The sequence below is a fragment of the Actinomadura keratinilytica genome (assembly GCF_039539665.1).
Taxonomy (GTDB): domain Bacteria; phylum Actinomycetota; class Actinomycetes; order Streptosporangiales; family Streptosporangiaceae; genus Spirillospora; species Spirillospora keratinilytica.
In genome coordinates this window covers 16,692-37,944 of sequence record NZ_BAABDO010000023.1, presented here as the reverse complement: position 1 = coordinate 37,944, position 21,253 = coordinate 16,692, and the positions used below count along the sequence as shown (strand labels likewise).

Annotated in this window: 13 protein-coding genes, 1 tRNA gene and 1 pseudogene; 3 read left to right on the top strand and 12 right to left on the bottom strand. The window is 71.2% G+C overall.

Translation table 11 applies throughout. The features are described from left to right. Positions 1-9 precede the first annotated feature (9 nt). The 4 genes from ABD879_RS10745 to polA form a co-directional block, all read right to left on the bottom strand. Complete coding sequence (locus ABD879_RS10745; protein ID WP_345020033.1) at positions 10-1,965, bottom strand: endonuclease/exonuclease/phosphatase family protein; 1,956 nt, start codon at positions 1,963-1,965, stop codon at positions 10-12. 2,059 nt (positions 1,966-4,024) lie between these two features. Beyond that, positions 4,025-5,488: a 30S ribosomal protein S1 gene (rpsA, locus tag ABD879_RS10740; RefSeq protein ID WP_345020032.1), complete on the bottom strand. Its 1,464-nt coding sequence runs from the start codon at positions 5,486-5,488 to the stop codon at positions 4,025-4,027. 243 nt (positions 5,489-5,731) lie between these two features. After that, positions 5,732-6,844 (bottom strand): polysaccharide deacetylase family protein, encoded by a 1,113-nt coding sequence (locus ABD879_RS10735; RefSeq protein WP_345020030.1) that lies wholly within the window; start codon positions 6,842-6,844, stop codon positions 5,732-5,734. Positions 6,845-7,481: 637 nt separating this feature from the next. Further along, on the bottom strand, positions 7,482-10,181 hold the full coding sequence (gene polA / locus ABD879_RS10730; protein ID WP_345020028.1) for a DNA polymerase I: 2,700 nt from the start codon (positions 10,179-10,181) through the stop codon (positions 7,482-7,484). A 44-nt stretch (positions 10,182-10,225) separates the two neighbouring features. Here polA and ABD879_RS10725 point away from each other — a divergent pair, with 44 nt between their 5' ends. After that, positions 10,226-10,681, top strand: a complete 456-nt coding sequence (locus ABD879_RS10725) for a PaaI family thioesterase (protein ID WP_345020027.1) — start codon at positions 10,226-10,228, stop codon at positions 10,679-10,681. Between the two features lie 390 nt (positions 10,682-11,071). Here the strand turns inward: ABD879_RS10725 and ABD879_RS10720 are convergent, their stop codons facing one another. From ABD879_RS10720 to ABD879_RS10695, 6 genes and pseudogenes are all read right to left on the bottom strand, one after another. Beyond that, a complete protein-coding gene (locus ABD879_RS10720) occupies positions 11,072-11,884 on the bottom strand; it encodes an ABC transporter ATP-binding protein (RefSeq protein ID WP_345020025.1) in 813 nt (270 codons plus the stop codon). After that, positions 11,874-12,614: an ABC transporter ATP-binding protein gene (locus ABD879_RS10715; RefSeq protein WP_345020093.1), complete on the bottom strand. Its 741-nt coding sequence runs from the start codon at positions 12,612-12,614 to the stop codon at positions 11,874-11,876. Before ABD879_RS10715 ends, ABD879_RS10720 begins: the two co-directional genes overlap by 11 nt. Before the next feature lie 74 nt (positions 12,615-12,688). Next, the gene (locus tag ABD879_RS10710) at positions 12,689-13,858 is read right to left on the bottom strand and encodes a branched-chain amino acid ABC transporter permease (protein WP_345020023.1); all 1,170 of its coding nucleotides are present in this window, start codon (positions 13,856-13,858) and stop codon (positions 12,689-12,691) included. Further along, on the bottom strand, positions 13,855-14,874 hold the full coding sequence (locus ABD879_RS10705; protein ID WP_425549626.1) for a branched-chain amino acid ABC transporter permease: 1,020 nt from the start codon (positions 14,872-14,874) through the stop codon (positions 13,855-13,857). Before ABD879_RS10705 ends, ABD879_RS10710 begins: the two co-directional genes overlap by 4 nt. Positions 14,875-14,936: 62 nt before the next feature. After that, positions 14,937-16,106: a branched-chain amino acid ABC transporter substrate-binding protein gene (locus tag ABD879_RS10700; protein ID WP_345020021.1), complete on the bottom strand. Its 1,170-nt coding sequence runs from the start codon at positions 16,104-16,106 to the stop codon at positions 14,937-14,939. A 439-nt stretch (positions 16,107-16,545) separates the two neighbouring features. Next, positions 16,546-17,106 (bottom strand): annotated as a pseudogene (locus tag ABD879_RS10695) (ANTAR domain-containing response regulator); the annotation flags it as partial. Positions 17,107-17,230: 124 nt separating this feature from the next. On the opposite strand from ABD879_RS10695, the gene ABD879_RS10690 reads away from it, so the two are divergent. Together ABD879_RS10690 and ABD879_RS10685 are read left to right on the top strand one after the other, a co-directional pair. Next, a tRNA-Leu gene (locus tag ABD879_RS10690) sits at positions 17,231-17,304 on the top strand. Positions 17,305-17,401: 97 nt separating this feature from the next. Then, positions 17,402-18,184 carry a helix-turn-helix domain-containing protein gene (locus tag ABD879_RS10685; protein WP_345020020.1) on the top strand — a complete coding sequence of 261 codons (783 nt, stop codon included), beginning with the start codon at positions 17,402-17,404 and terminating at the stop codon, positions 18,182-18,184. Positions 18,185-18,275: 91 nt separating this feature from the next. Here the strand turns inward: ABD879_RS10685 and ABD879_RS10680 are convergent, their stop codons facing one another. Both ABD879_RS10680 and pyk read right to left on the bottom strand, forming a co-directional pair. Then, entirely contained in the window at positions 18,276-19,664 is a 1,389-nt protein-coding gene (locus ABD879_RS10680) for an alanine/glycine:cation symporter family protein (protein ID WP_345020018.1), read from the bottom strand. Positions 19,665-19,792: 128 nt separating this feature from the next. After that, on the bottom strand, positions 19,793-21,229 hold the full coding sequence (pyk, locus tag ABD879_RS10675; RefSeq protein WP_345020015.1) for a pyruvate kinase: 1,437 nt from the start codon (positions 21,227-21,229) through the stop codon (positions 19,793-19,795). Positions 21,230-21,253 lie beyond the last annotated feature (24 nt).

Sequence of the window (21,253 nt, the reverse complement as noted above, 5' to 3'; positions counted from 1 at the left end):
GCGGCCCGGCTACCGCCCGATCCGGACGGTCACCACGACGGGATAGTGGTCCGACGCCCGCGACCGCACCACCTGGTAGTCGGAGAACATCAGGTCGTCGGTGCCGAAGATCCAGTCGACCCGCTCGCCGGCCGCCGTGGTCGGCGACGGGTCGCCGCCGAACGCGGCGCTGCGCAGCTCGGTGCCGTCCAGCATCCGGCCGACCGCCGCGCTGCCCGGCCCGCCGTTGAAGTCCCCGCCGATGATCGTGCGGGGGGCGCCGCCCCACGCCCGCAGCAGCGTGGCGACCTCGCGGACCCGTTCGGCGTCCTGGTCGGCGCCGCCCTCCAGGTGCGTGGACCACACGTCCATCGTGGTGCCGCCGACCGCCAGCCGCGCCCACACGTACCCGCGGATCTGCGACCAGTCGGTCTTGGCCATCCGCCCGGTGCCCGAGCTGCGCACCGGCAGCGACGTCAGGATCGCGTTGCCGAACTGCCCGTCGGCGGCCGGCCCCCACAGCAGCTTCATGCCGAGGCGGCGCGACAGCCACACCCCCACGTCGGTGGTGCCCGACAGCAGCGACCCGCGTCCGGCCTCCTGCAGCAGCACCACGTCGACGCGCTGCCGCTCGATCTCCCGCGCGATGCCCTCGGGGTCGAGCCGGCCGTCCTGGTCGACCGCGTCGTGGATGTTGTAGGTCATCACCCGCACCTGCCCGTCCGGCCGGGCCGCCGCGCCGGCCTCCCGGTTCGGGGTGGTGAACGTGAAGATCAGCGTGCCGAGCAGCAGCACCAGCGCGGCGGCCCCCGCGGTCAGCGCCCGCACCCCCGCCAGCGCCGGCAGCGGGCCGCCCCGCGCGGCCGCGATCGCCGACAGCGCGCCCAGCAGGATCCCCGCCAGGCCGGGCAGCACGTTGTTCGGCACCGGCAGCGGCTCGATCGCGCTGATCTGGTACGGGATGAGGATCAGCGCGACGAGGAACCCGCCGAGCGCGGCGCCCACGTCGATCCGCCACACCGGGCCGCCCGTCCCGGCCCGGCGCAGCGGCGCGCGGCACGCCACCGCCAGCAGCCACGCCGACAGCACCTGCCCCACGACCACGACCGGCACCACCTCGATGCCGCTGACCGCGTAGGTGCCGGCGACCGCGCCCGCGCCCACGCCCAGCAGGGTGCCGCCGAGCACGCACACGCCGCCCGGCACCGCCCGCACCGCCAGGCCCGACGCCAGGAACGCCAGCGCCAGCCCCTGCCCGGCGACGACCACCATGTGCGCCTCGGTCAGCGACCGCCACCCCGACGACGCCACGAACGCCGGGCTGGACAGCACCAGCGTCTGCAGCGCCAGGAACGGCCCGATCGCCGAGGCGCCCAGCGCGTCCCGCCAGGAGATGCCCGGCGCCTCCACCGGCCCGGACGACAGCTCCCGGTACAGCGCGAAGGCCCCCAGGCCCACGAACGCCAGGCACGGCAGCCACGGCCACACCCCGGGCCGCCACACCGGGTCCCAGGTGCCGAACGCCATGCGCACCGCGGTGTCGGCCGACAGGCCCGCGACCGTGGCGGTGGCGAACCCCACCCCGGACAGGCCGCGCGCCCCCTCGTACAGCGCCGCCACCGCGACCATGCCGATCGCCGTGCCGAGGAACGCCAGCCACGCGCGCGGCTCGATCGCCTCGGCGACCAGCCGCACCGCCAGCAGCCCGCCGACCCCGGCCAGCAGCAGCCCGCGGGGCCCGGCGGCCCGGCGCACCAGCGGCCCGGCGAACCCCGCCAGGAACACCGCCAGCACGGCCGCACCGGCCACGCCGGCGCCGGCGGAATCGGTGAAGTGGTCGAACTGGGGCAGCGAGAAGCGCAGGGTCTGCGCGAGCACGGCGACGGTGACGGCGATCAGCACCAGCCGCGCCGGCCCCTGCGGGACGATCGAAGGACCGGCCTGCGCGGGGCCGCCGGTCCGGGTGCCTACCTCTGTGCTGGCCAATTGAACGTGTGCTCCCCGGGGACGAGCAGGAAAACGGGCGGGACGGGCGGGCGGGGCCGCCGACAGGGACCGGAGGGGTCCGGCGGGCGCCACGAGGATCACGGCCGAAGGCCGATCCACGAACCGCACCTCCGGCCGTTGATCCTATGACCCGCCGAGCGTCCCACGCCGCTGCGACTCCCCAAAATCCACCACACCGGCGCCCTCTCCGGGGCGCGAGACCGCAGCCAGGGGCCCGCGGCCCACCGCAACCCGCGCGCTGCACCCGTCAGCCGTCACCACTGCGCCGCAGGCCCGGCGGGTGACCGGGCGTGACAAATTCCACACCGAGCGCGCGTACTCCCGCCAGATGCGGTCCGGTCCCGGTCGGCGGGGCAGTGCCGCTGGGGCGCCGGCCTATGCCGCGCCCCGTCCGCCGGATGCCCGCCGCAAGGAGGCGCACAGCGGACGGCCGCTGCCCCGCACGCCCCCCAGAGCCCCAGCCGACATCGGGCTCATGGGCGTACGCGCAAGCCGACCGAGCACGCACGGCAGGCGATCACGGCCGCCGCGCACCCGCAGAGCCCCGGCTCATACCGGAATGCCTACGGGCGCACGAACACAAGCCAGCACCGACCACACGCACACAGCGCGAGCCACCGAAGGCGGCCGGAACCGGAGCACCCTGGTCCGTCCGCAGAGCCGCGACACCCCTATCGGCATGGCGCCACGGGGACGCGGGCGCAGACGACGGTCGAACACGGCCCTCATGCACCCTCGGCATCCCGGCCGCCCCCAGGGCTCCTGCGGGCGTGCACATGAGTGAACCCCCCGACCGCACGGACACGGCACGAGGTACCGCATGCGACCCGAACCGGGCGCTGGCCGACCCCCGCAGCACGTCCACCGGCACGCCACCGTCAGGACGCGTGCAGACGGCCGCTGCCCCCGCACGCCCCTCTGGACCCCAGCCGACATCGGGCCCATAGGCGTACGCGCACAGCGCGAGCTGTCAGAGGCGACCGGAACACCGGATTCCGATCGCAACGCCACGACACGCCCACCGGCCACCGCCAGGACGCGCCACAGCAGGCGATCACGGTCGTCGCACACCCGCAGAGCCCCGGCCGAAAGCGGGGCGACCAACGGGTGCACCTAGACCAACGGGTGCACCTAGGCAGACGACTGCCGACCGGGCACGCACAACGTGCGTCGCCGAGGGCGCCCGACCGGGAGCCGTAGATCCGGCCCTGACGAGCCAGGAGCGGCTGGCGCAGCTCGTCTACGACCAGATCCGCCGACCCGTTGGGGCCGGTCGAGTACGGCTCCGAGGACGTCCCGTTCCCCGTGACCGGGCACGACACCTCTCGCCGCCCCGAAGACGCCGGCGGCAGGCGGTCACGGCCTTGTGCGCCCCTCGAGCCCGGCCGGATCCAGGGCCGCTCACGCGGGCGTGCACGAGACCACCGGCCATCACGCACAGCGGGAGATACCGCATGCGGGCCCAGCCGGGGCATCGGCCGACGCCCTGCAGCACGTCCACCGGCATGCCGCCGGGACGAGCACATGCCGACCGGATGGCTCCCGGGGCGCCAGAGCGGACCCCGGCGTCCGCGGAACGTCGGCGGCGGGGGCGGGTGGTGCGCGCGCCACCGCGCACCTTGGTCCGGACCGGTTCAGCCGCCGAACCGCGGCGGGTCCACCGGCGGGTACCGCACGGATCTTCGAGAGGAGGGGTGTTCCTCCCGGCGCTGCCCGCGGGGTCCTGTGTCGCAGGTCCGCCTGTAGGCGGGCCCCGTCACAGGCGGAGCGCCCAGCCCGATCGGGGTTCAGGGCGAAGGCACGGCGCATGCGCACACGGCCGACCGCCGTGAGGGTGCGTGAGAGGCCCAGCCGACGGCTCCGTGGCCGGACGCCGGGCGTGCCGCCGCCGGGCCGGCCGCCTGCGGGGCAGGCTGCGCTGAGAGACGGGCGCATCGGCCCGGGACGCGGCCCCGGGGTCTCCCCCTGGAGCCACGTCCCGGACCGGCTGTCACGGGCCGTTCAGGACGCGGCGAGCGGGCCCTGAACGGGGGGCCGCTTACTGGCCGCCCGAGAGCTTCTCGCGCAGCGCGGCGAGGGCCTCGTCGGTGGCCAGGGCGCCGCCGGAGTCGCTCTCACCGCCCGAGTAGGAGGCGTCGCCGCCGAGGCCGCCCTCGGCCTCCGCCTCGGCCTTGCGGGCCTCCTCGATCTGGCGGCGGTGCGCCTCGAAGCGGGCGCGCGCCTCGGCGTACTGGCGCTCCCAGGTCTCCCGCTGCTGCTCGTAGCCCGGCAGCCACTCCCCGGTCTCCGGGTCGAAGCCCTCGGGGTACTTGTAGTTGCCGTGCTCGTCGTACTCGGCGGGCATGCCGTAGAGGGTGGGGTCGAAGTCCTCTTCCTCGATGCCCAGGGCGCCCTCGTTGGCCTGCTTGAGCGACAGGCTGATGCGGCGCCGGTCGAGGTCGATGTCGATGATCTTCACGAAGATCTCGTCGCCGACCTGGACCACCTGCTCGGGGATCTCCACGTGGCGCTCGGCCAGCTCGGAGATGTGCACCAGGCCCTCGATGCCCTCCTCGACGCGGACGAACGCGCCGAACGGCACCAGCTTGGTGACGCGGCCCGGCACGACCTGCCCGATCTGGTGGGTGCGGGCGAACTGCTGCCAGGGGTCCTCCTGGGTCGCCTTGAGCGACAGGGAGACCCGCTCGCGCTCCATGTCGACGTCGAGGACCTCGACGGTGACGTCCTGGCCGACCTCGACGACCTCCGACGGATGGTCGATGTGCTTCCAGGACAGCTCGGAGACGTGCACCAGGCCGTCCACGCCGCCCAGGTCGACGAACGCGCCGAAGTTGACGATGGAGGAGACCACGCCCTTGCGGACCTGGCCCTTCTGCAGGGTGTTGAGGAAGGTCTGGCGGACCTCGCTCTGGGTCTGCTCGAGCCAGGCGCGGCGGGACAGGACCACGTTGTTGCGGTTCTTGTCCAGCTCGATGATCTTGGCCTCGAGCTCGCGGCCGACGTAGGGCTGCAGGTCGCGCACCCGGCGCATCTCGACCAGCGAGGCGGGCAGGAACCCGCGCAGGCCGATGTCGAGGATGAGACCGCCCTTGACGACCTCGATGACGGTACCGGTGACGATGCCGTCCTCGTCCTTGATCTTCTCGATCGTGCCCCAGGCGCGCTCGTACTGGGCGCGCTTCTTGGACAGGATCAGCCGGCCCTCCTTGTCCTCCTTCTGGAGGACCAGGGCCTCGACGTGGTCGCCCACGGCGACGACCTCGTTGGGGTCGACGTCGTGCTTGATGGACAGCTCTCGGGAGGGGATGACGCCCTCGGTCTTGTAGCCGATGTCGAGGAGAACCTCGTCACGATCGACCTTGACGACCGTCCCCTCCACAATGTCGCCGTCGTTGAAGTACTTGATGGTCTCGTCGATCGCGGCGAGGAAGGCATCCTCGGACCCGATGTCGTTGACCGCCACCTGCGGAGTGGTCGAGGTCGCCTCGGTGCTGCTCGTCATGTGTCGGCTGGCTCCGGATACGGACATGCGTAGTTGTCTGACGGATGCGCGGCGGGCCCATTTCCGCCCTGCCGAGGACCGGAAGGGACGCGGCGCAAGCCGCGTCAGTCATACCGAACCGATGTCGACGACCTGACCGAGCGCGAGCCTGCTCCGTCCGAGACACGCGCAGGCCCACAGCGCAGCGATCAGAATATGGGACGCACAGCGCGGGGTCAATCGGAGGGTATGGCCGAGCGGCCCTCAGTAGGCACGGGCGTACGCCCGGAACCTACTGGCCAGCTTGCCTTCCGCGGTCCTAGGGAACGAAATGGTATTCGGATCCCCATCAGAGATGTACCGTTCCGCGGGGTTTTTGTCCAACCAGTCGAGCCAGGCGATGGAACAGTACCGCGTGCAGTCGTCCTCGGCGATCTTGCCCTCGGACCGCACCCGGGGGATGCGCCGCCAGTCGAAGTCCCTGCTGAACGGGGACTCCGAGGGCCGCCAACCGGCCAGGAAGATCCCGTTGAACCGGTAGGAGCCCGCCTTGGCCTGCGCCCAGGCGGCCTGCTTCGGCTCGGACCCGAACGGGTAGGCCAGCGTCGTGGTGTGCACACCGGCCAGCGACGCGATCCGCCCCTCGATGTCGCCGATCTCCTTCTCGACGGCGGACCGCGACATCTCCGCCAGGTTCTTGTGCGACAGGGTGTGGTTGCCCAGCTCGAACCCGTGCCGCACCAGCCACTGCAGCCCCTGGGCCGTCCGGTCGCCGAGCTGGAACGGGTCCTTGTTCAGGTAGAACGTGGCCGTCGGCCGGAACCCGGGGTACTGCCGCGCCACCTCCAGCAGGACCGACACGGCGGTGTCGGGCGCGGGGTTGCCGCCGGCGTCCAGCGCGAAGTGCCCGGGCGTGCTGTCGTCGAACGTCAGCACCACCGGGTGCCGCCCGGCCGGGACGTCGATCCGCCCCGCCGCGAACTCGCCGGCCGTGATCGGGACGTACCCGGACTTGGCCAGCCGGATGAGCTCGTCCCGGAACTCCTGGACGGACCGGTCAAGCGACATTTCCGGCTTTTTTACGATCCGGTGGTACATGAGTACCGGAATCTGCCCGAGCTCGTTGGCCCGGATCCGCGCGGCCTCCGGACGCGCCTGCGCGATCGCCGTCACTGAGGGCGAGGGCCGCGCGGGCGTCGTGCGCTCCTGCCGCGCCGGCCGCGCGGGCGCGTCCCCGGCCGCCTGGGGCGCCGACCGCGCCGCCGCCCGCGCCGCCGCGGGCTCCGGCCCGGCCCCGCGCTCGTCCCGCGGGAGGACGAGCCCCAGGATCACGGCACAGACGATCACCAGCCCGGCGATCTTGTGAAGAAGCGGCACGACCCCTCCAACGGCCCACGGAACGCGGCCAGGGAAAGCGTACGGCTCCTCCGTCCACAACGGACAGAGGTCTGCCAACCCGACATGCCGGTAACTCTGACGCCCGCTCCGGCGGCCCCGCCCTGCTGAGATGTACGCGCCTTCCCGAATACCCCTCCGACCCGCCTTGATCGCCGAGCGCGGTCATCCGATCGCAAAATGTCACCAGCCCAGCGAAGATCACCGGCCCGCGTCCGCGTGTCGCCTCGCCGCTCCCCCGCCCCCGGCCGCATCCTCACCCCTGATGAAAACAGCCCCTGCCGGCCCGAAGAAGGCACCGCACCGCACGACCGCCCCGGCGCCCCCGACCGCCGACAAGACCGGCCAGGGCCGCCGCCGGACGCTCGACGGCCCCCGCCCCCGCGCCGAAGCGGTCCCGGGCGCCCGTCGCCCGGAAGAAGATCCACGACCTGGACGCGCCGTTGCCCCAACACGGCTTCCCCCCGACGCGCCCGCCGGCGGTCATCCACGTCGCACCGGCCGACCAGGCGACGTCTGAGACGCAAGCGGCGGACACCGTCGGGACCGGCGGGCGCCCGCGGTCCGGTCGGGACCTGCCGGGGCCGGCCCCCACCGGACGGAGCCCGAGGGCGCCGGGTCAGTGGGCGGCGGCCTGCCAGGTGCGGCCGGTGCCCATGGAGACCTCCAAGGGGGCGCGCAGGTCGTAGGCGCCGACCATCTGCTCGCGGACGAGGTCCTGGAGGCGGTCGAGTTCGCCCGGGGCGACCTCGAACACCAGCTCGTCGTGCACCTGCAGGAGCATGCGCGAACGCAGGCCGTGCTCGCGCAGGGCCCGGTCGACGTTGAGGCTGGCGACCTTGATGATGTCGGCGGCCGACCCCTGGATCGGGGCGTTGAGGGCCATCCGCTCGGCCATCTCGCGCCGCTGCCGGTTGTCGGACGTCAGGTCGGGCAGATAGCGGCGGCGGCCCAGGATGGTCTCGGTGTAGCCGTCCTGGCGGGCGCGGGCCACCACCTCGCGCAGGTAGTCGCGGACGCCGCCGAACTGCTGGAAGTACTCCTCCATCAGCTCGCGGGCCTCGTCGGCCGGGATCCGCAGCTGCTGCGACAGCCCGTACGCCGACAGGCCGTAGGCCAGCCCGTAGTTCATCGCCTTGATCCGGGCGCGCAGCTCCGAGTCGATCTGCTCGGGCGGCAGGCCGAACACGCGGGAGGCGGTGATCGTGTGGAAGTCGGCGCGCTGCCGGAACGCCTCCAGCAGCGCCTCGTCCTCCGACAGGTGCGCCATGATCCGCAGCTCGATCTGGCTGTAGTCGGCGGTCAGCAGGCACTCGTAGCCCTCGCCGACGACGAACGCCTCGCGGATCTGCCGGCCCTCGGCGGTGCGGATCGGGATGTTCTGCAGGTTCGGGTCGGTGGACGACAGCCGCCCGGTCGCGGCGATCATCTGGTTGAAGGTGGTGTGGATGCGCCCGGCGTCGTCGGCCATCGGGATCAGCGAGTCGACGATGCTCTTGAGCTTGGCCACCTCGCGCCAGCGCAGGATGTGCTCCAGGACCCGGTGCCCCTCCTTGGCCAGCAGGTTCGTCAGCGCCTCGGAGTCGGTGGTGTAGCCGGTCTTGGTGCGCTTGGTCTTGGGCAGCTTCAGCTCGTCGAACAGCACCTGCTGCACCTGCTTGGGCGACCCCAGGTTGAACTCGTGGCCGACGGCGGTGTGCGCCAGCTGCTCGACCTCCTTGACCTGGCCGCCCAGCGAGGACGACAGCCCCGCCAGATGCCCGGTGTCCACGGCGATGCCCGCGCGTTCCATGTCGGCCAGCACGCCGACCAGGGGCAGCTCGACCTCGTGCAGCAGGCGGGTGGCGCCGCGGCGCTCCAGGTCGCGGTCGAGGGCGTCGGCGAGCTCGGCCACGGCGCGGGCGCGCACGGCCAGGTCGCGGGCGGCCTCGGCCTCGCCGGAGCCGTCCAACGTCAGCTGCCCGGAGTCGTCGGACTCGTCGCGCAGCTCGCGGTGCAGGTAGCGCAGCACCAGGTCGCCCAGGTCGAACGTGCGCTGCCCCGGCAGGGCCAGGTAGGCGGCCAGGGCGGTGTCGCTGGTGACGCCCGCCAGCGTCAGCCCGCGGGCGGCCAGCGCCAGCATCGGCCCTTTGGCGTCGTGGATCGCCTTGGGACGGGACGCGTCGGCCAGCCACGCGGCCAGCGCGCGCTCGTCGTCCTCGATCAGCTCGGCCGGGTCAAGGTGCACCGCCGGGCCCTTGGGGGACGCCAGCGCCAGCGCCGTCACCTCGCCCGTGCCGCGGCCCCACGAGCCGGACACCGCCAGGCCGGTGCGGTCGGCGCCGGCGGCGTGCTCGTCCAGCCACGCCCCCAGCCCCCCCGGCTCCAGCTCGGCCAGCTCCACCTCGAAGCCCTCGTCGGCCTCCGGCTCCACCGACGACAGCGTCGCGTACAGCCGCTCGCGCAGCACCCGGAACTGCAGCGAGTCGAACAGGGTGTGGATCTCGTCGCGGTCCCAGCGCCCCATGGTCAGCTGCGGCGGCGCCGCCTCCAGGGCGACCTCGCGGTCGAGCTTGTTGATCTGATGGTTGCGCAGCACCTGGGCCAGGTGCTCGCGCAGGTTGTCGCCCGCCTTGCCCTTGATCTCGTCCACGTGGGCGACCAGGGTGTCCAGATCGCCGTACTTGTTGAGCCACTTGGCCGCGGTCTTGGGGCCGACGCCGGGCACGCCCGGCAGGTTGTCGCTGCTCTCGCCCACCAGCGCGGCCAGCTCGCGGTACCGCTCGGGCGGGACGCCGTAGCGCTGCTCCACCGCGGCCGGGTCGTAGCGGGTCAGCTCCGACACCCCGCGCACCGGGTACAGGACCGTGACGTTGTCGTCGACGAGCTGGAAGGCGTCCCGGTCGCCGGTGACCACCAGCGTCTGCATGCCCGCGGCGGTGGCCTGGGTGGCCAGCGTGGCGATGATGTCGTCGGCCTCGTACCCGGCCACCGACAGCCGCGGGATGCGCAGCGCGTCCAGCACCTCGAAGATCAGGCTCACCTGGCTGCGGAACTCGTCGGGCGTCTTCTGCCGGCCCGCCTTGTACTCCACGTACTGCTCGTGCCGGAACGTGGGCTCGGACCGGTCGAACGCCACCGCCAGGTGGGTGGGCTGCTCGTCGCGCAGCAGGTTGATCAGCATCGAGGTGAAGCCGTACACCGCGTTGGTGGGCTGACCGTCGGTGGTGCTGAAGTTCTCCACCGGCAACGCGAAGAACGCCCGGTAGGCCAGCGAGTGGCCGTCGAGCAGGAGGAGCCGGTCTTGCTGCTTGTCAGGGGTCGATTCTTGGGTCGCCACAGCTTGACTCTAGTCTGCGCGTACGACGGTTTGAGGGAGGCTCGATGACGGACGACCAGCAGGAGCTCGTCGAACTGCTCAACAGCGTGGCCCAGGGCCACCTGCCGAAGGCCATGGGGGTGGAGATCCTCGAGGCCACGGCCGACCGGGTGGTGGGCCGCATGCCGGTCAAGGGCAACACCCAGCCGTACGGGCTGCTGCACGGCGGCGCCTCCTGCGTGCTCGCCGAGTCGCTCGGCTCGACGGGCGCCGCACTGCACGCCGGCCGCGACCGCGTCGCCGTCGGCATCGAGATCAACGCCACCCACCACCGGTCGGCCACCGACGGGTACGTCACCGGCGTCGCGACCAAGCTGCACGCCGGGCGCAGCCTCGCCACCTACGACATCGTGATCACCGACGACGACGGCCGCCGGATCTGCACCGCCCGCCTGACCTGCATGCTCCGCGACCGCCCGCCCGCCGGCGGTGACAACCCGGTGCCGCCGGCCGCCGGATGACCGGGCGCCCGCGGGAACGCCTCCCCGCTGCGGCGGTTCCTTTGCGGACGAAGGCGTCCGATCGGTAACGTTGGTTGGAACGGCCCGAGATCACTGAGTAGACAACGTACGCTTCCGGGGAAGACCCGTACGGCCCCAAAGGTGATCTCGGGCCTCGGACTCGGGACCGGTGCGCCTGCCGAGCAGGCCGCTGGTCCTCGTTTTCTGCCCGGGGACCGGCCCCTGTGCACGTATCGGCACGTCCACACGCGCGCGGGCCGCACGCCCTCGATGCCCCCGTGCCGGCCCAAGCGCGGGCCGCGACTCCCAGGGGCGCCCCACCGGGAGAACACGGACCGCCCCCGGGCTCCGGGCGGGCCCGGGCCGGGGGCGGTCGCGACCAGCGGCAGGTCAGTCCTTGCGGACCTCCTCGTCGACGACCGTGCCCTCCGGGACGGCGTCCTCCGCCGCGCCCGGCTCGGGCACGGCGTCCACCGGCGCCGACGCGGCCGCCTCGCCCAGGTCACCGCCCAGATAGGCGGCCCGGACCTCGGGGTCGTTCAGCAGCTCGTGGGCGGGAGCCGACTTGACCACCCGCCCCGTCTCCAGCACGTACGCACGGTGCGCGATCTGCAGCGCCTGCTGCGCGTTCTGCTCCACCAGCAGCACCGTGCAGCCCCGCCGGTTGATCTCCTGGATGATCGAGAAGATCTGCTGCACCAGCAGCGGCGCCAGCCCCATCGACGGCTCGTCCAGCAGCAGCACCTTCGGGTCGGCCATCATCGCCCGCCCGATCGCCAGCATCTGCTGCTCGCCGCCCGACATCGTGCCGCCCGCCTGGTTCTTGCGCTCGGCCAGGCGCGGGAACAGCTCGTAGACCTCCTTCAGCTCCTTGGACACATCGCCCTTGCGGGCGTACGCGCCCATCAGCAGGTTCTCCTCCACCGTCATACCGGGGAAGATGCCCCGCCCCTCCGGAGACTGCCCGATGCCCGCCAGCACCCGCTTGTGCCCCGGCATCCGGCTGATGTCCTGCCCGTCGAACACGATCCGGCCCGCCGACAGCGGCCGCAGCCCGGAGATCGTCTTCAGCGTCGTCGTCTTCCCGGCGCCGTTGGCGCCGATCAACGTGACGATCTCGCCCTGGTCCACCTCCGCCGACACGCCCTTCAGCGCGGCGATCTTGCCGTAGTGGACGTGGATGTCGGAAATCTCAAGAAGCATCGGCTGCGGCTCCCAGGTACGCCTCGATGACCCGCGGGTCGTTCTGCACCTCGGCGGGCAGGCCCTCGGCGATCTTCTGCCCGAAGTCCAGCACCGCGATCCGGTCGCTGATCCCCATGACCAGGCCCATGTCGTGCTCGATCAGCAGCACCGTCCGGCCCGAATCGCGGATCTTGCGGATCAGCTTCTGCAGCTCGATCTTCTCCGCCGGGTTCATGCCCGCGGCCGGCTCGTCCAGCAGCAGCAGCTTCGGGTCGGTCGCCAGCGCCCGCGCGATCTCAAGCCGCCGCTGGTCGCCGTACGGCAGGTTCTTGGCCGCCTCGTCGCCCCGGTGCGGAATGCCCACGAACTCCAGCAGCTCCCGCGCCTTGGCCCGGCCGTCGCGCTCCTCACGCCGGTGCCACGGCAGCCCCAGCGCCGCGCCCACGAACCCGGTGCGGTGATGCGCGTCCGCCCCCACCATGACGTTCTCCAGCGACGTCATGTTGTGGAACAGCCGCACGTTCTGGAACGTCCGCGCCACCCCCAGCTTGGTGACCGCGAACCGCTTCTTGCCGTCGATGCGCGTGCCGTTGAACACCACGCGCCCCTCGCTCGGCCGGTACACGCCCGTGGTGACGTTGAACACCGTCGTCTTGCCCGCGCCGTTCGGACCGATCAGGGCGAAGATCTCCCCCTCGCCGATCTCCAGCGACACCTTGTTCAACGCCACCACGCCGCCGAAGCGCATCGTGACGTCCTGCAGCTGCAGCACCGGCGTGCCCGCCGGCCTCCCCGCGGCCGCGGCGCCCTGCGAAGCCTCGCTCACTTCTTCACCTCCGCGGCATCGCCCGCGACGCCCGCGCCGACCGCGGCCGGAGCCGCGACCTCGGCGCCCATGCTGCCCATTCCGCCGGTGCCCTCCTCCAGCTCCGCCTTGCGGCGCCGCGACGGCCACAGGCCCTCCGGACGGAACACCATCATCACCACCAGCGCCGCACCGAACAGCAGCATCCGGTAGTCCTGCAGCTCCCGGAACCGCTCCGGCAGCCACGCCAGCATGAACGCGCCCAATATCACGCCCGGGATGTTGCCCGAGCCGCCCAGCACCACCGACGCCAGGATCAGCGCCGACACCAGGAACACGAAGTTCTCCGGGTTGATCGACGTCTGCTTGGCCGCGAACACCACGCCGCCGCTGCCGCCGATCGCCGCGCCGATCGCGAACGCCGCCAGCTTGAACCGGAACGTCGGCACGCCCATCAGCTCCGCCGCGTCCTCGTCCTCCCGAATCGCCGCCCAGGCCCGGCCCACCCGGCTGTTCTCCATCCGCCTGACGAAGATGATCGTCAGCACGATGAAGACCACCAGCATGTAGTAGTACGGCCGCGAGTCCAGCAGCCCGTACTTCAGCGGCTGCACACCGAGGAACTCCAGCTCCGACAGCGACGGCGGATGCGGAATGCCCTGGATGCCCCGCGGCCCGTTGACGTAGTCGCTGTTGGCCGCCGTCTGCTTGACGATCTCTCCGAACCCCAGCGTCACGATCGCCAGGTAGTCGCCGCGCAGCCGCAGCGTCGGCGCCCCCAGGATCACCCCCGACAGCGCCGCCAGCAGGATCGCCAGCAGCAGCGTCTCCCAGAAGTTCCACCCGTACTTGGTGGCGAAGATGCCGATCGTGTACCCGCCCACGGCGTAGAACGCCACATACCCCAGGTCGAGCAGGCCGGCCATGCCGACCACCACGTTCAGCCCCAGCGCCAGCAGCACGTAGATGGCGATCTGGTCGCTCAGCATCGTCGCCCAGTCGCTGCCGCTCGGCGCCATGAACGACCCGATCGACTCGCTCGGCAGCACCAGCGCCCCGACCACCAGCAGCAGGTACACCGTCCAGCGCACCCAGCCGGGCGCCGACGCCCACCAGTCCCGCACCGGGTCCAGCGACAGCCTCCCGGCCCGCGACCCTCCGTTGCCCTTGTTCTTTGTCAGGTTCATGCGCGCGCCTGCTGAAGAGACTCACCGAGAATGCCGGTGGGACGGAACATGAGGACGAGGATCAGCACCGAGAACGCCACGACGTCCCGCCACTCCGACCCGAAAAGGCTCGAACCGTACATTTCGAACAGTCCGAGCGCGAAACCGCCGACCAGCGCCCCGCGGATGTTGCCGATACCGCCCAGCACCGCCGCCGTGAACGCCTTGATGCCCAGCAGGAACCCCGTGAAGTACCAGGCCTGCTCGAACCGCAGGAAGTACAGCGCCGCGGCGACACCCGCCATCGCGCCGCCCACCGCGAACGTCACCGACACCACCCGGTCGATGTTGACACCCATCAACACCGCTGTCTCCGGGTCCTGCGCCGTCGACCGGATGCCCCGGCCCAGCCGCGTGCGGTTCACGAACTGGTCCAGCGCCACCATCATCAGAATCGCGCCGACGAAAATGATCAACTTGTCGTTGCTGACCTGGATCGGCCCCAGGTCGATGACGTTGCTGCGCGCCACGAAATGCTCGTCCACCGGCAGCCGCCCGCCCTCCTTGGAGGTGCCGAACAGCGCCGGGACCAGCAGCGTCGCGAACAGCTGCTGCAGGAAGATCGACGCGCCGATCGCCGAGATCAGCGCCGCCAGCCGCGACGCCCCCTTCTTGCGCAGCGGCCGGTAGGCCACCAGCTCCAGCAGCATCGCCCCGCCGCCGGAGATCACGGCCGCCACCACCGCCATGACCGCCACCACGCCGATCAGCGCGACGCCGCCCACATCCGACACGCCCAGCACCTGCACCGTGCCCAGCGCGGCGAAGGTGCCGACCATGAAGATCTCCGCGTGCGCGAAATTGATCAGTCGCAGCACGCCGTAGACCATCGTGTACCCGAGGGCGACGAGCGCGTAGATGGCGCCCAGCGCCAGGCCGTCGACGGTCGACGGCCAGAACTGTGAGATGAAGTCTTCGAACACCTTAGGAGCCTTTGTTGAAGGGAGCGGGAGCGCTCGCGGCGCTCCCGCCCCCACGCCAACATGTCGCCCTCACGAACCACCGCGGAGGGCACGGGCCGAGCAGGGCGTCATCCGCCTCAGCTGCTGGCCTTGGCCTCCTTGCTGTTGCCCAGCAGCGTGATCGCCCGGCCCTGCACCTCGTAGATGAAGATGTCCTCGGTCGCGAGCGCACCGTTCTCGGCGAACTTGATCTGCTTGCCGGCGCCCTCGAAGCTGACGGTCTTCAGGAACTCGTTGATCGACTTGGAGTCGGTGTTGCCCGCCTCGATCGCCTTGATCAGCGCGGTCGCCGCGTCGTAGCCCTCGGCCGAGTAGATGGCCACGTCGGCGTTGTACTTCTGCTTGTAGGCGGCGGCGAAGTCCGCGGCCGTCTTGCCGCTCTTACCGGACGCGTCGATGTTGCACCCGCACGACAGCAGCGCGCCCTGCGCGTTCTTCTCACCCGCGCCGTCGATCAGACCGGTCGCCACCGACCCGTCGCCCGACATCACCTTGCCCTGGTACCCGGCCTCGCGCAGCTGCTTGAACAGCCGGCCCGCCACCGAGTAGTAGCCGCCGTAGTACACCACGTCCGGGTTGAACTGCTTGATCTTGTTCACCGTGGACGAGTAGTCGGTGGCCTTGTCGTCCACGCCCTCGGTGCCGGTCTGCGCGCCCTTGGCCTGGACGGCCTTGGCGATCGCGTCCGCCAGGCCCTTGCCGTAGACCTGCTTGTCGTGGACGGTGAAGACCTTCTTGGCCTTCAGCGAGCCGGTGATGAACTCGGCGGCCCCCGCGGACTGCACCGAGTCGTCGGCCACCACCCGGTGCCAGTACTTCCAGCCCTTCTGCGCCAGCGTGATGTCGGTCGCCGACGGCGACACGCTCGGCACCCCGGCCTCCTCCAGGATCGGCCCGGTGGCCTGCGACTCGCCCGAGAACGCCGGGCCGATCAGCGCGACGATCTTGTCGTTCTTGATCGCGCCCTGCACCAGCGGGCTGGCCTGCTCCGGCTTGCCCTGGCTGTCATAGGTCTTGAAGTTGATCTTGACCTTGGGGTTCTTGGCGTTGTACTGGTCGATCGCCAGCTGGGCGCCCTGCTTGGGCGGGATCACCAGGCCGGAGTTCTCGCCGGTGAGGTCCCCCATGAACCCGATGGTGACGCTGTCGCCGCCGCCACCGCCGCTGCCACCGTCATCGCCGCCGCAGGCGACGGCACCGAGCGCCAGCACCGCGCTCATCGCCACCGCACCGGTGACCCTCATCATGTTGCGCCGCAAGGTGCCAACCTTTCCATCCGGATCCGGAAGGGATCGGGTACGAGATCCAACCCCGACACCGACGTCAAGCGGGAGATATCGGTCACTCGGGGGCCAGGTATGTCGTACACCGACGACCCTCGCCAGAACAGCTCCCCCGGACAGAAGGGTTACTCAGTCGTTACGGCTCCGTGGCCAAAAAACAGCGCCACCACCAGCGACCATCACACACAGTGACCGCCCTGCCTCAGGGCGGTGCGCGCGACTCGGGGCCGCGGCCCGGCGGTGCGGCTCAGCCCTGCGCCGCGCCGCCGGGCCGGGGGCCGCTGCCGCCGTTCGACCCGGCGTTAGCACCGGCCTCGCCGCCGGCGGCATCCGGACGCGGCCCGGCGGGCCTGGCGGTGCCGCCCGACGGCCTGCCCCCCGCCTCACCTGCGGACTTCGCGGGGCCCTCCCCCGCGGCCCCGGCCAGCACCGCCTCCGCCACCGCGCGCATGGTCAGCCTGCGGTCCATCGACGTCTTCTGGATCCAGCGGAACGCCTCGGGCTCGGTCCACCCGTTGGCCGCCTGCAGCAGCCCCTTCGCCCGATCGACGATCTTGCGGGTCTCCAGCCGCTCCTGCAGCCCGGCGACCTCGGCCTCCAGCGCCCGCAGCTCGGTGTACCGGCTCACCGCCATCTCGATCGCCGGCGCGAGGTCGGTCTTGGTGAACGGCTTGACCAGATACGCCATCGCGCCCGCCTCGGTGGCCCGCTGCACCAGCTCGCGCTGCGAGAACGCGGTGAGGATCACCACCGGCGCGATCCGCTCGGCGGAGATCCGCTCGGCCGCCGAGATACCGTCCAGCACGGGCATCTTGACGTCGAGAATGACCAGATCCGGCCGCAGCTCGGTGGCCAGCCGGACGGCGGCCTCCCCGTCTCCGGCCTCCCCGACGACCTCGTAACCGTCCTCCTGGAGCATCTCCTTGAGGTCCAGGCGGATCAGGGCCTCATCTTCTGCGATCACAACTCGCCGAGCGCTCTGCGTCACGCGCACGAGACTACCGGGACCCGCTAATCTGGTCTGCGGCAGGTCGCCCCAGACCCGCCGCGCTCACAGCTTCATAGAGATGTCCGATCTGCTCGGACCTGCCCCGATACTCCAATTGGCAGAGAGTGCGGTCTCAAACACCGTTCAGTGTGGGTTCGAATCCCACTCGGGGCACTCGGCCGCCGTCTGCGGGACGGCGGATTTTTCATATCCGCCTGCTCCGGGACTCACGCACAGCGATTTTGTCGTAGCACTGTGCGACGATTCCTCCATGTACGACAGAGGAGTCGTCGATCGCGCCCTTCAGCTCAAGGCTCAGGGGCTCACCGACCGGACGGTCGCGCAGTTATGCGGTGTCTCCGTCTCCGCCGTGCGCCATTGGCGCCGCGGCACCCGACGGGGTCCGCGCTCCCGGACGCGCATCGGAACACCCAAGTGCCTCTGCCCGCGCTGTCACGGCCGCGAACTGGATCACCGGGCGTACGCCTACCTCCTCGGGCTCTACCTGGGGGACGGCTACATCGTCGGTACGCGCCCGAAAGAACAGGGCGGCCACGGGTTCGAGCTCGCCTGCAGCGAAAGCTGGCCTGGGATCCGCGAAGCCGCGGCCACGGCGATCACCCAGGTCATGCCGGGCCTCACGGTGGGGCGACGCCACAGAACCGGTTGCGTCGTCCTGCGCGCCACATCCAAGCACTGGCCCTGCCTGTTCCCGCAGCACGGGCCCGGCATGAAACACACGCGGAAGATCGAGCTGGCGGACCGGCAGCAGAAGATCGTCGACGAGCACACCGAAGAGTTCATCCGCGGCCTGATCCACTCGGACGGCTGCCGGAGCATGAACCGCGTCCGTCGGCCGCTCAAGGACGGCGACCGCTGGTACGAGTACCCCCGCTACACGTTCACCAACGAGTCCAAGGACATCCAGCGGCTCTTCACGGACGCCCTCGACCGGCTCGGCATCGCGTGGAGGCAGATGAACCGCAAGAACATCTCGGTGGCGCGGAGGGACGCGGTGGCGCGGCTGGACGAGTTCGTGGGCCCCAAGTACTGACCGACGCGTCCGCGCATGAGAGGCGTCCTGACTGCCCTTGGGTTTGGGGGTGGCCCGCCCTTCGGTTGGGAAGGGCGGGCCGTTGAGGGGTTCAGTTGGTGGTGGTTTGCGGTTTGAGTTCGTCCTGGGGGCCGCGCTGGAAGTAGTCGCGGGTCTCGCGCCAGACGAGGGGGGACAGCAGGAGCAGGCCGATGAGGTTGGGCAGGGCCATGAGGCCGTTCATGACGTCGGAGAAGGTCCACACGGCGGTGAGGGTGGTGGTGGCGCCGATGTAGGAGACGACGATGAAGACCACGCGGTAGGGCAGTACGGCTTTGCGGCCGAAGAGGTACTCCATGCAGCGTTCGCCGTAGTAGGACCAGCCGAGCAGGGTGGAGAAGGCGAAGAAGACGACGCTGATGGTGACGATGACGCTGCCCCAGGTGCCGGGCAGGCCCTCGGCGAAGGCGCGGGCGGTGAAGGCGGCGGCCTCGTCGCTGTCGGCCTTCCAGGTGCCGGTGACGACGATGGTGAGGCCGGTGATGGTGACGACGATGAGGGTGTCGATGAAGGTCTGGGTCATCGACACCAGGGCCTGGCGGACGGGGTGGGTGGTCTTGGCGGCGGCGGCCGCGATGCCGCCGGTGCCGAGGCCGGACTCGTTGGAGAAGATGCCGCGGGCGACGCCGTAGCGGATGGCGGTGGCGACGGCGGCTCCGGCGAAGCCGCCGGTGGCGGCGGTGCCGGTGAAGGCGTCGGAGACGATGGTGCCGAGGGCGCCGGGGACCTCGTCGGCGTTGAGGAGCAGCACGAGCAGGCCGCCGGTCACGTACAGGACGATCATGAGCGGGACGAAGGCGCTGGTGACGCGGCCGATGCTCTTGATGCCGCCGAGGATGACGGCGGCGGTGAGCGCGGTGATGATCAGGCCGGTGGCCCAGGTGGGCAGGCCCCACTCGTCGTTGACGTTGGAGGCGACGGCGTTGGCCTGGGTCATGTTGCCGATGCCGAACGCGGCGAAGGCGCCGGCGATGGCGAAGAAGCCGCCGAGGAACACGCCGAGGGGGCCCTTGATGCCGTTGCGCAGGTAGTGCATGGGGCCGCCGCTCTGCTCGCCGGCGGCGTCGGTGCGGCGGAAGCGGACGCCGAGGAACGCCTCGCTGTACTTGGTGGCCATGCCGATCAGGCCGGTGCACCACATCCAGAAGACGGCGCCGGGGCCGCCGAGGGAGATGGCGGTGGCGACGCCCACGATGTTGCCGACGCCGACGGTGGCGGCGAGGGCGGTGGCCAATGCCTGGTAGTGGGAGATGTCGCCGTCGGCGCCCTCGTCGGAGCGTTTGACGAAGGCGAGCCAGAACGCCAGGCGGAAGCGGCGGATCTGCACGCCGCGCAGGACGGCGGTCAGGTACACGCCCGTGGCCAGCAGGAGGGGGATGAGGAGCCAGGGGCCCCAGATGAAATCGCTGGCGTCGGTCAGGAAGTCTTCGATCGATTTCATCGCACCACCGGGGGGACGAGGGAAACGTCAGTGAGATCCCCAGGACCGTAGACGGCCGGTGCCCTTGATGGGAAGAGTGGTGCGCGAGCCGTTACAAAGTCGATCGTCCCCCGTGTGGTGCTCGTGAGTCATTCGCGCATGGCGCCGGAGATGGCGTCGCCGATGCGCAGGACGCGCAGGGCGTTGGTGGAGCCGGGGGTGCCGGGGGGCGAGCCGGCGACGACGACGACGCGGTCGCCCTTCTGGCAGCGTCCGAGTTCGAGGAGGGCCTGCTCGACCTGGCGGAACATCTCGTCGGTGTGGTCGACGTGGGGGACGATGAAGGTCTCGACGCCCCAGACGTGGGCGAGGCGGCCGCGGGTGGCGGGCACGGAGGTGAAGGCGAGCAGCGGGATGGGCGAGCGGTAGCGGGACAGGCGGCGGGCGGTCTCGCCGGACATGGTGAAGGCGACCAGGGCCTCGGCGCCGACGATGGCGCCGACCTCGGCGGCGGCGCGGGCGATGGCTCCGCCGACGGTCTCGGGGATGCGGGTGAGGGTGTGGGTGGCCTGCAGGGACGCCTTCTCGGCGGTCTCGACGATGCGGCTCATCGTCTGGACGGACTCGATGGGGTACTGGCCGACGCTGGTCTCGCCGGACAGCATGACGGCGTCGGCGCCTTCGAAGACGGCGTTGGCGACGTCGGAGGTCTCGGCGCGGGTGGGCCGCGGCGAGGAGATCATCGAGTCGAGCATCTGGGTGGCCACGATGACCGGGCGGGCCTTTTCGCGGCACAGTTCGATGGCGCGCTTCTGGACGATGGGGACCTGCTCGAGGGGCAGTTCGACGCCGAGGTCGCCGCGGGCGACCATGATGCCGTCGAAGGCGGCGACGATCTCGGGGAGGCGTTCCACGGCCTGCGGCTTTTCGATCTTGGCGATGAGGGGGACGCGGACGCCCTCCTCGTCCATGATCTGGTAGCAGGTGGCGGCGTCCTCGGGGGTGCGGACGAAGGACAGGGCGACCATGTCGACGCCGAGGCGCAGCGCCCAGCGCAGGTCGGCCTCGTCCTTCTCGGTGAGGGCGGGGACGCTGACGGGGACGCCGGGCAGGTTGAGGCCCTTGTTGTCGGAGACCATGCCGCCGACGGTGACGGTGGTGCGCACGCGGGGGCCGTCGACCTCGGTGACGCGCAGTGCGACGCGGCCGTCGTCGACGAGGATGGTGTCGCCGGGGGCGACGTCGCCGGGCAGGCCCTGGTAGGTGGTGGAGACCTGCTGGCGGTTGCCGGGGACGTCCTCGGTGGTGATGGTGAACTCGTCCCCGAGGGTCAGGCGTACCGGCCCGTCGGGGAAGCGTCCGACGCGGATCTTGGGGCCCTGCAGGTCGGCCAGGATGCCGACGCCGCGGCCGGTGGCCTCGGCGGCGGCTCGCAGGCGGTGGTAGACCTGCTCGTGGACGGCGTGTTCGCCGTGGCTCATGTTGAGGCGGGCGACGTCGATGCCGGCCGCCACGAGCGCGTGGATCTGCTCCTCGCTGGAGCAGGCGGGACCGATGGTGCTGACAATCTTCGCTCGACGGGTCACGGGCACAACGCTACTTAGTTACCT

Coding starts and splice junctions, on each gene's coding strand:
- ABD879_RS10725 (WP_345020027.1), top strand. CDS start 10,226: ATGACGGACGACCAGCAGGAGCTCGTCGAACTGCTCAACAGCGTGGCC.
- ABD879_RS10715 (WP_345020093.1), bottom strand. CDS start 12,614: ATGCGCTTCGGCGGCGTGGTGGCGTTGAACAAGGTGTCGCTGGAGATC.
- rpsA (WP_345020032.1), bottom strand. CDS start 5,488: ATGACGAGCAGCACCGAGGCGACCTCGACCACTCCGCAGGTGGCGGTC.
- ABD879_RS10720 (WP_345020025.1), bottom strand. CDS start 11,884: ATGCTTCTTGAGATTTCCGACATCCACGTCCACTACGGCAAGATCGCC.
- ABD879_RS10700 (WP_345020021.1), bottom strand. CDS start 16,106: ATGATGAGGGTCACCGGTGCGGTGGCGATGAGCGCGGTGCTGGCGCTC.
- ABD879_RS10685 (WP_345020020.1), top strand. CDS start 17,402: ATGTACGACAGAGGAGTCGTCGATCGCGCCCTTCAGCTCAAGGCTCAG.
- ABD879_RS10680 (WP_345020018.1), bottom strand. CDS start 19,664: ATGAAATCGATCGAAGACTTCCTGACCGACGCCAGCGATTTCATCTGG.
- ABD879_RS10710 (WP_345020023.1), bottom strand. CDS start 13,858: ATGAACCTGACAAAGAACAAGGGCAACGGAGGGTCGCGGGCCGGGAGG.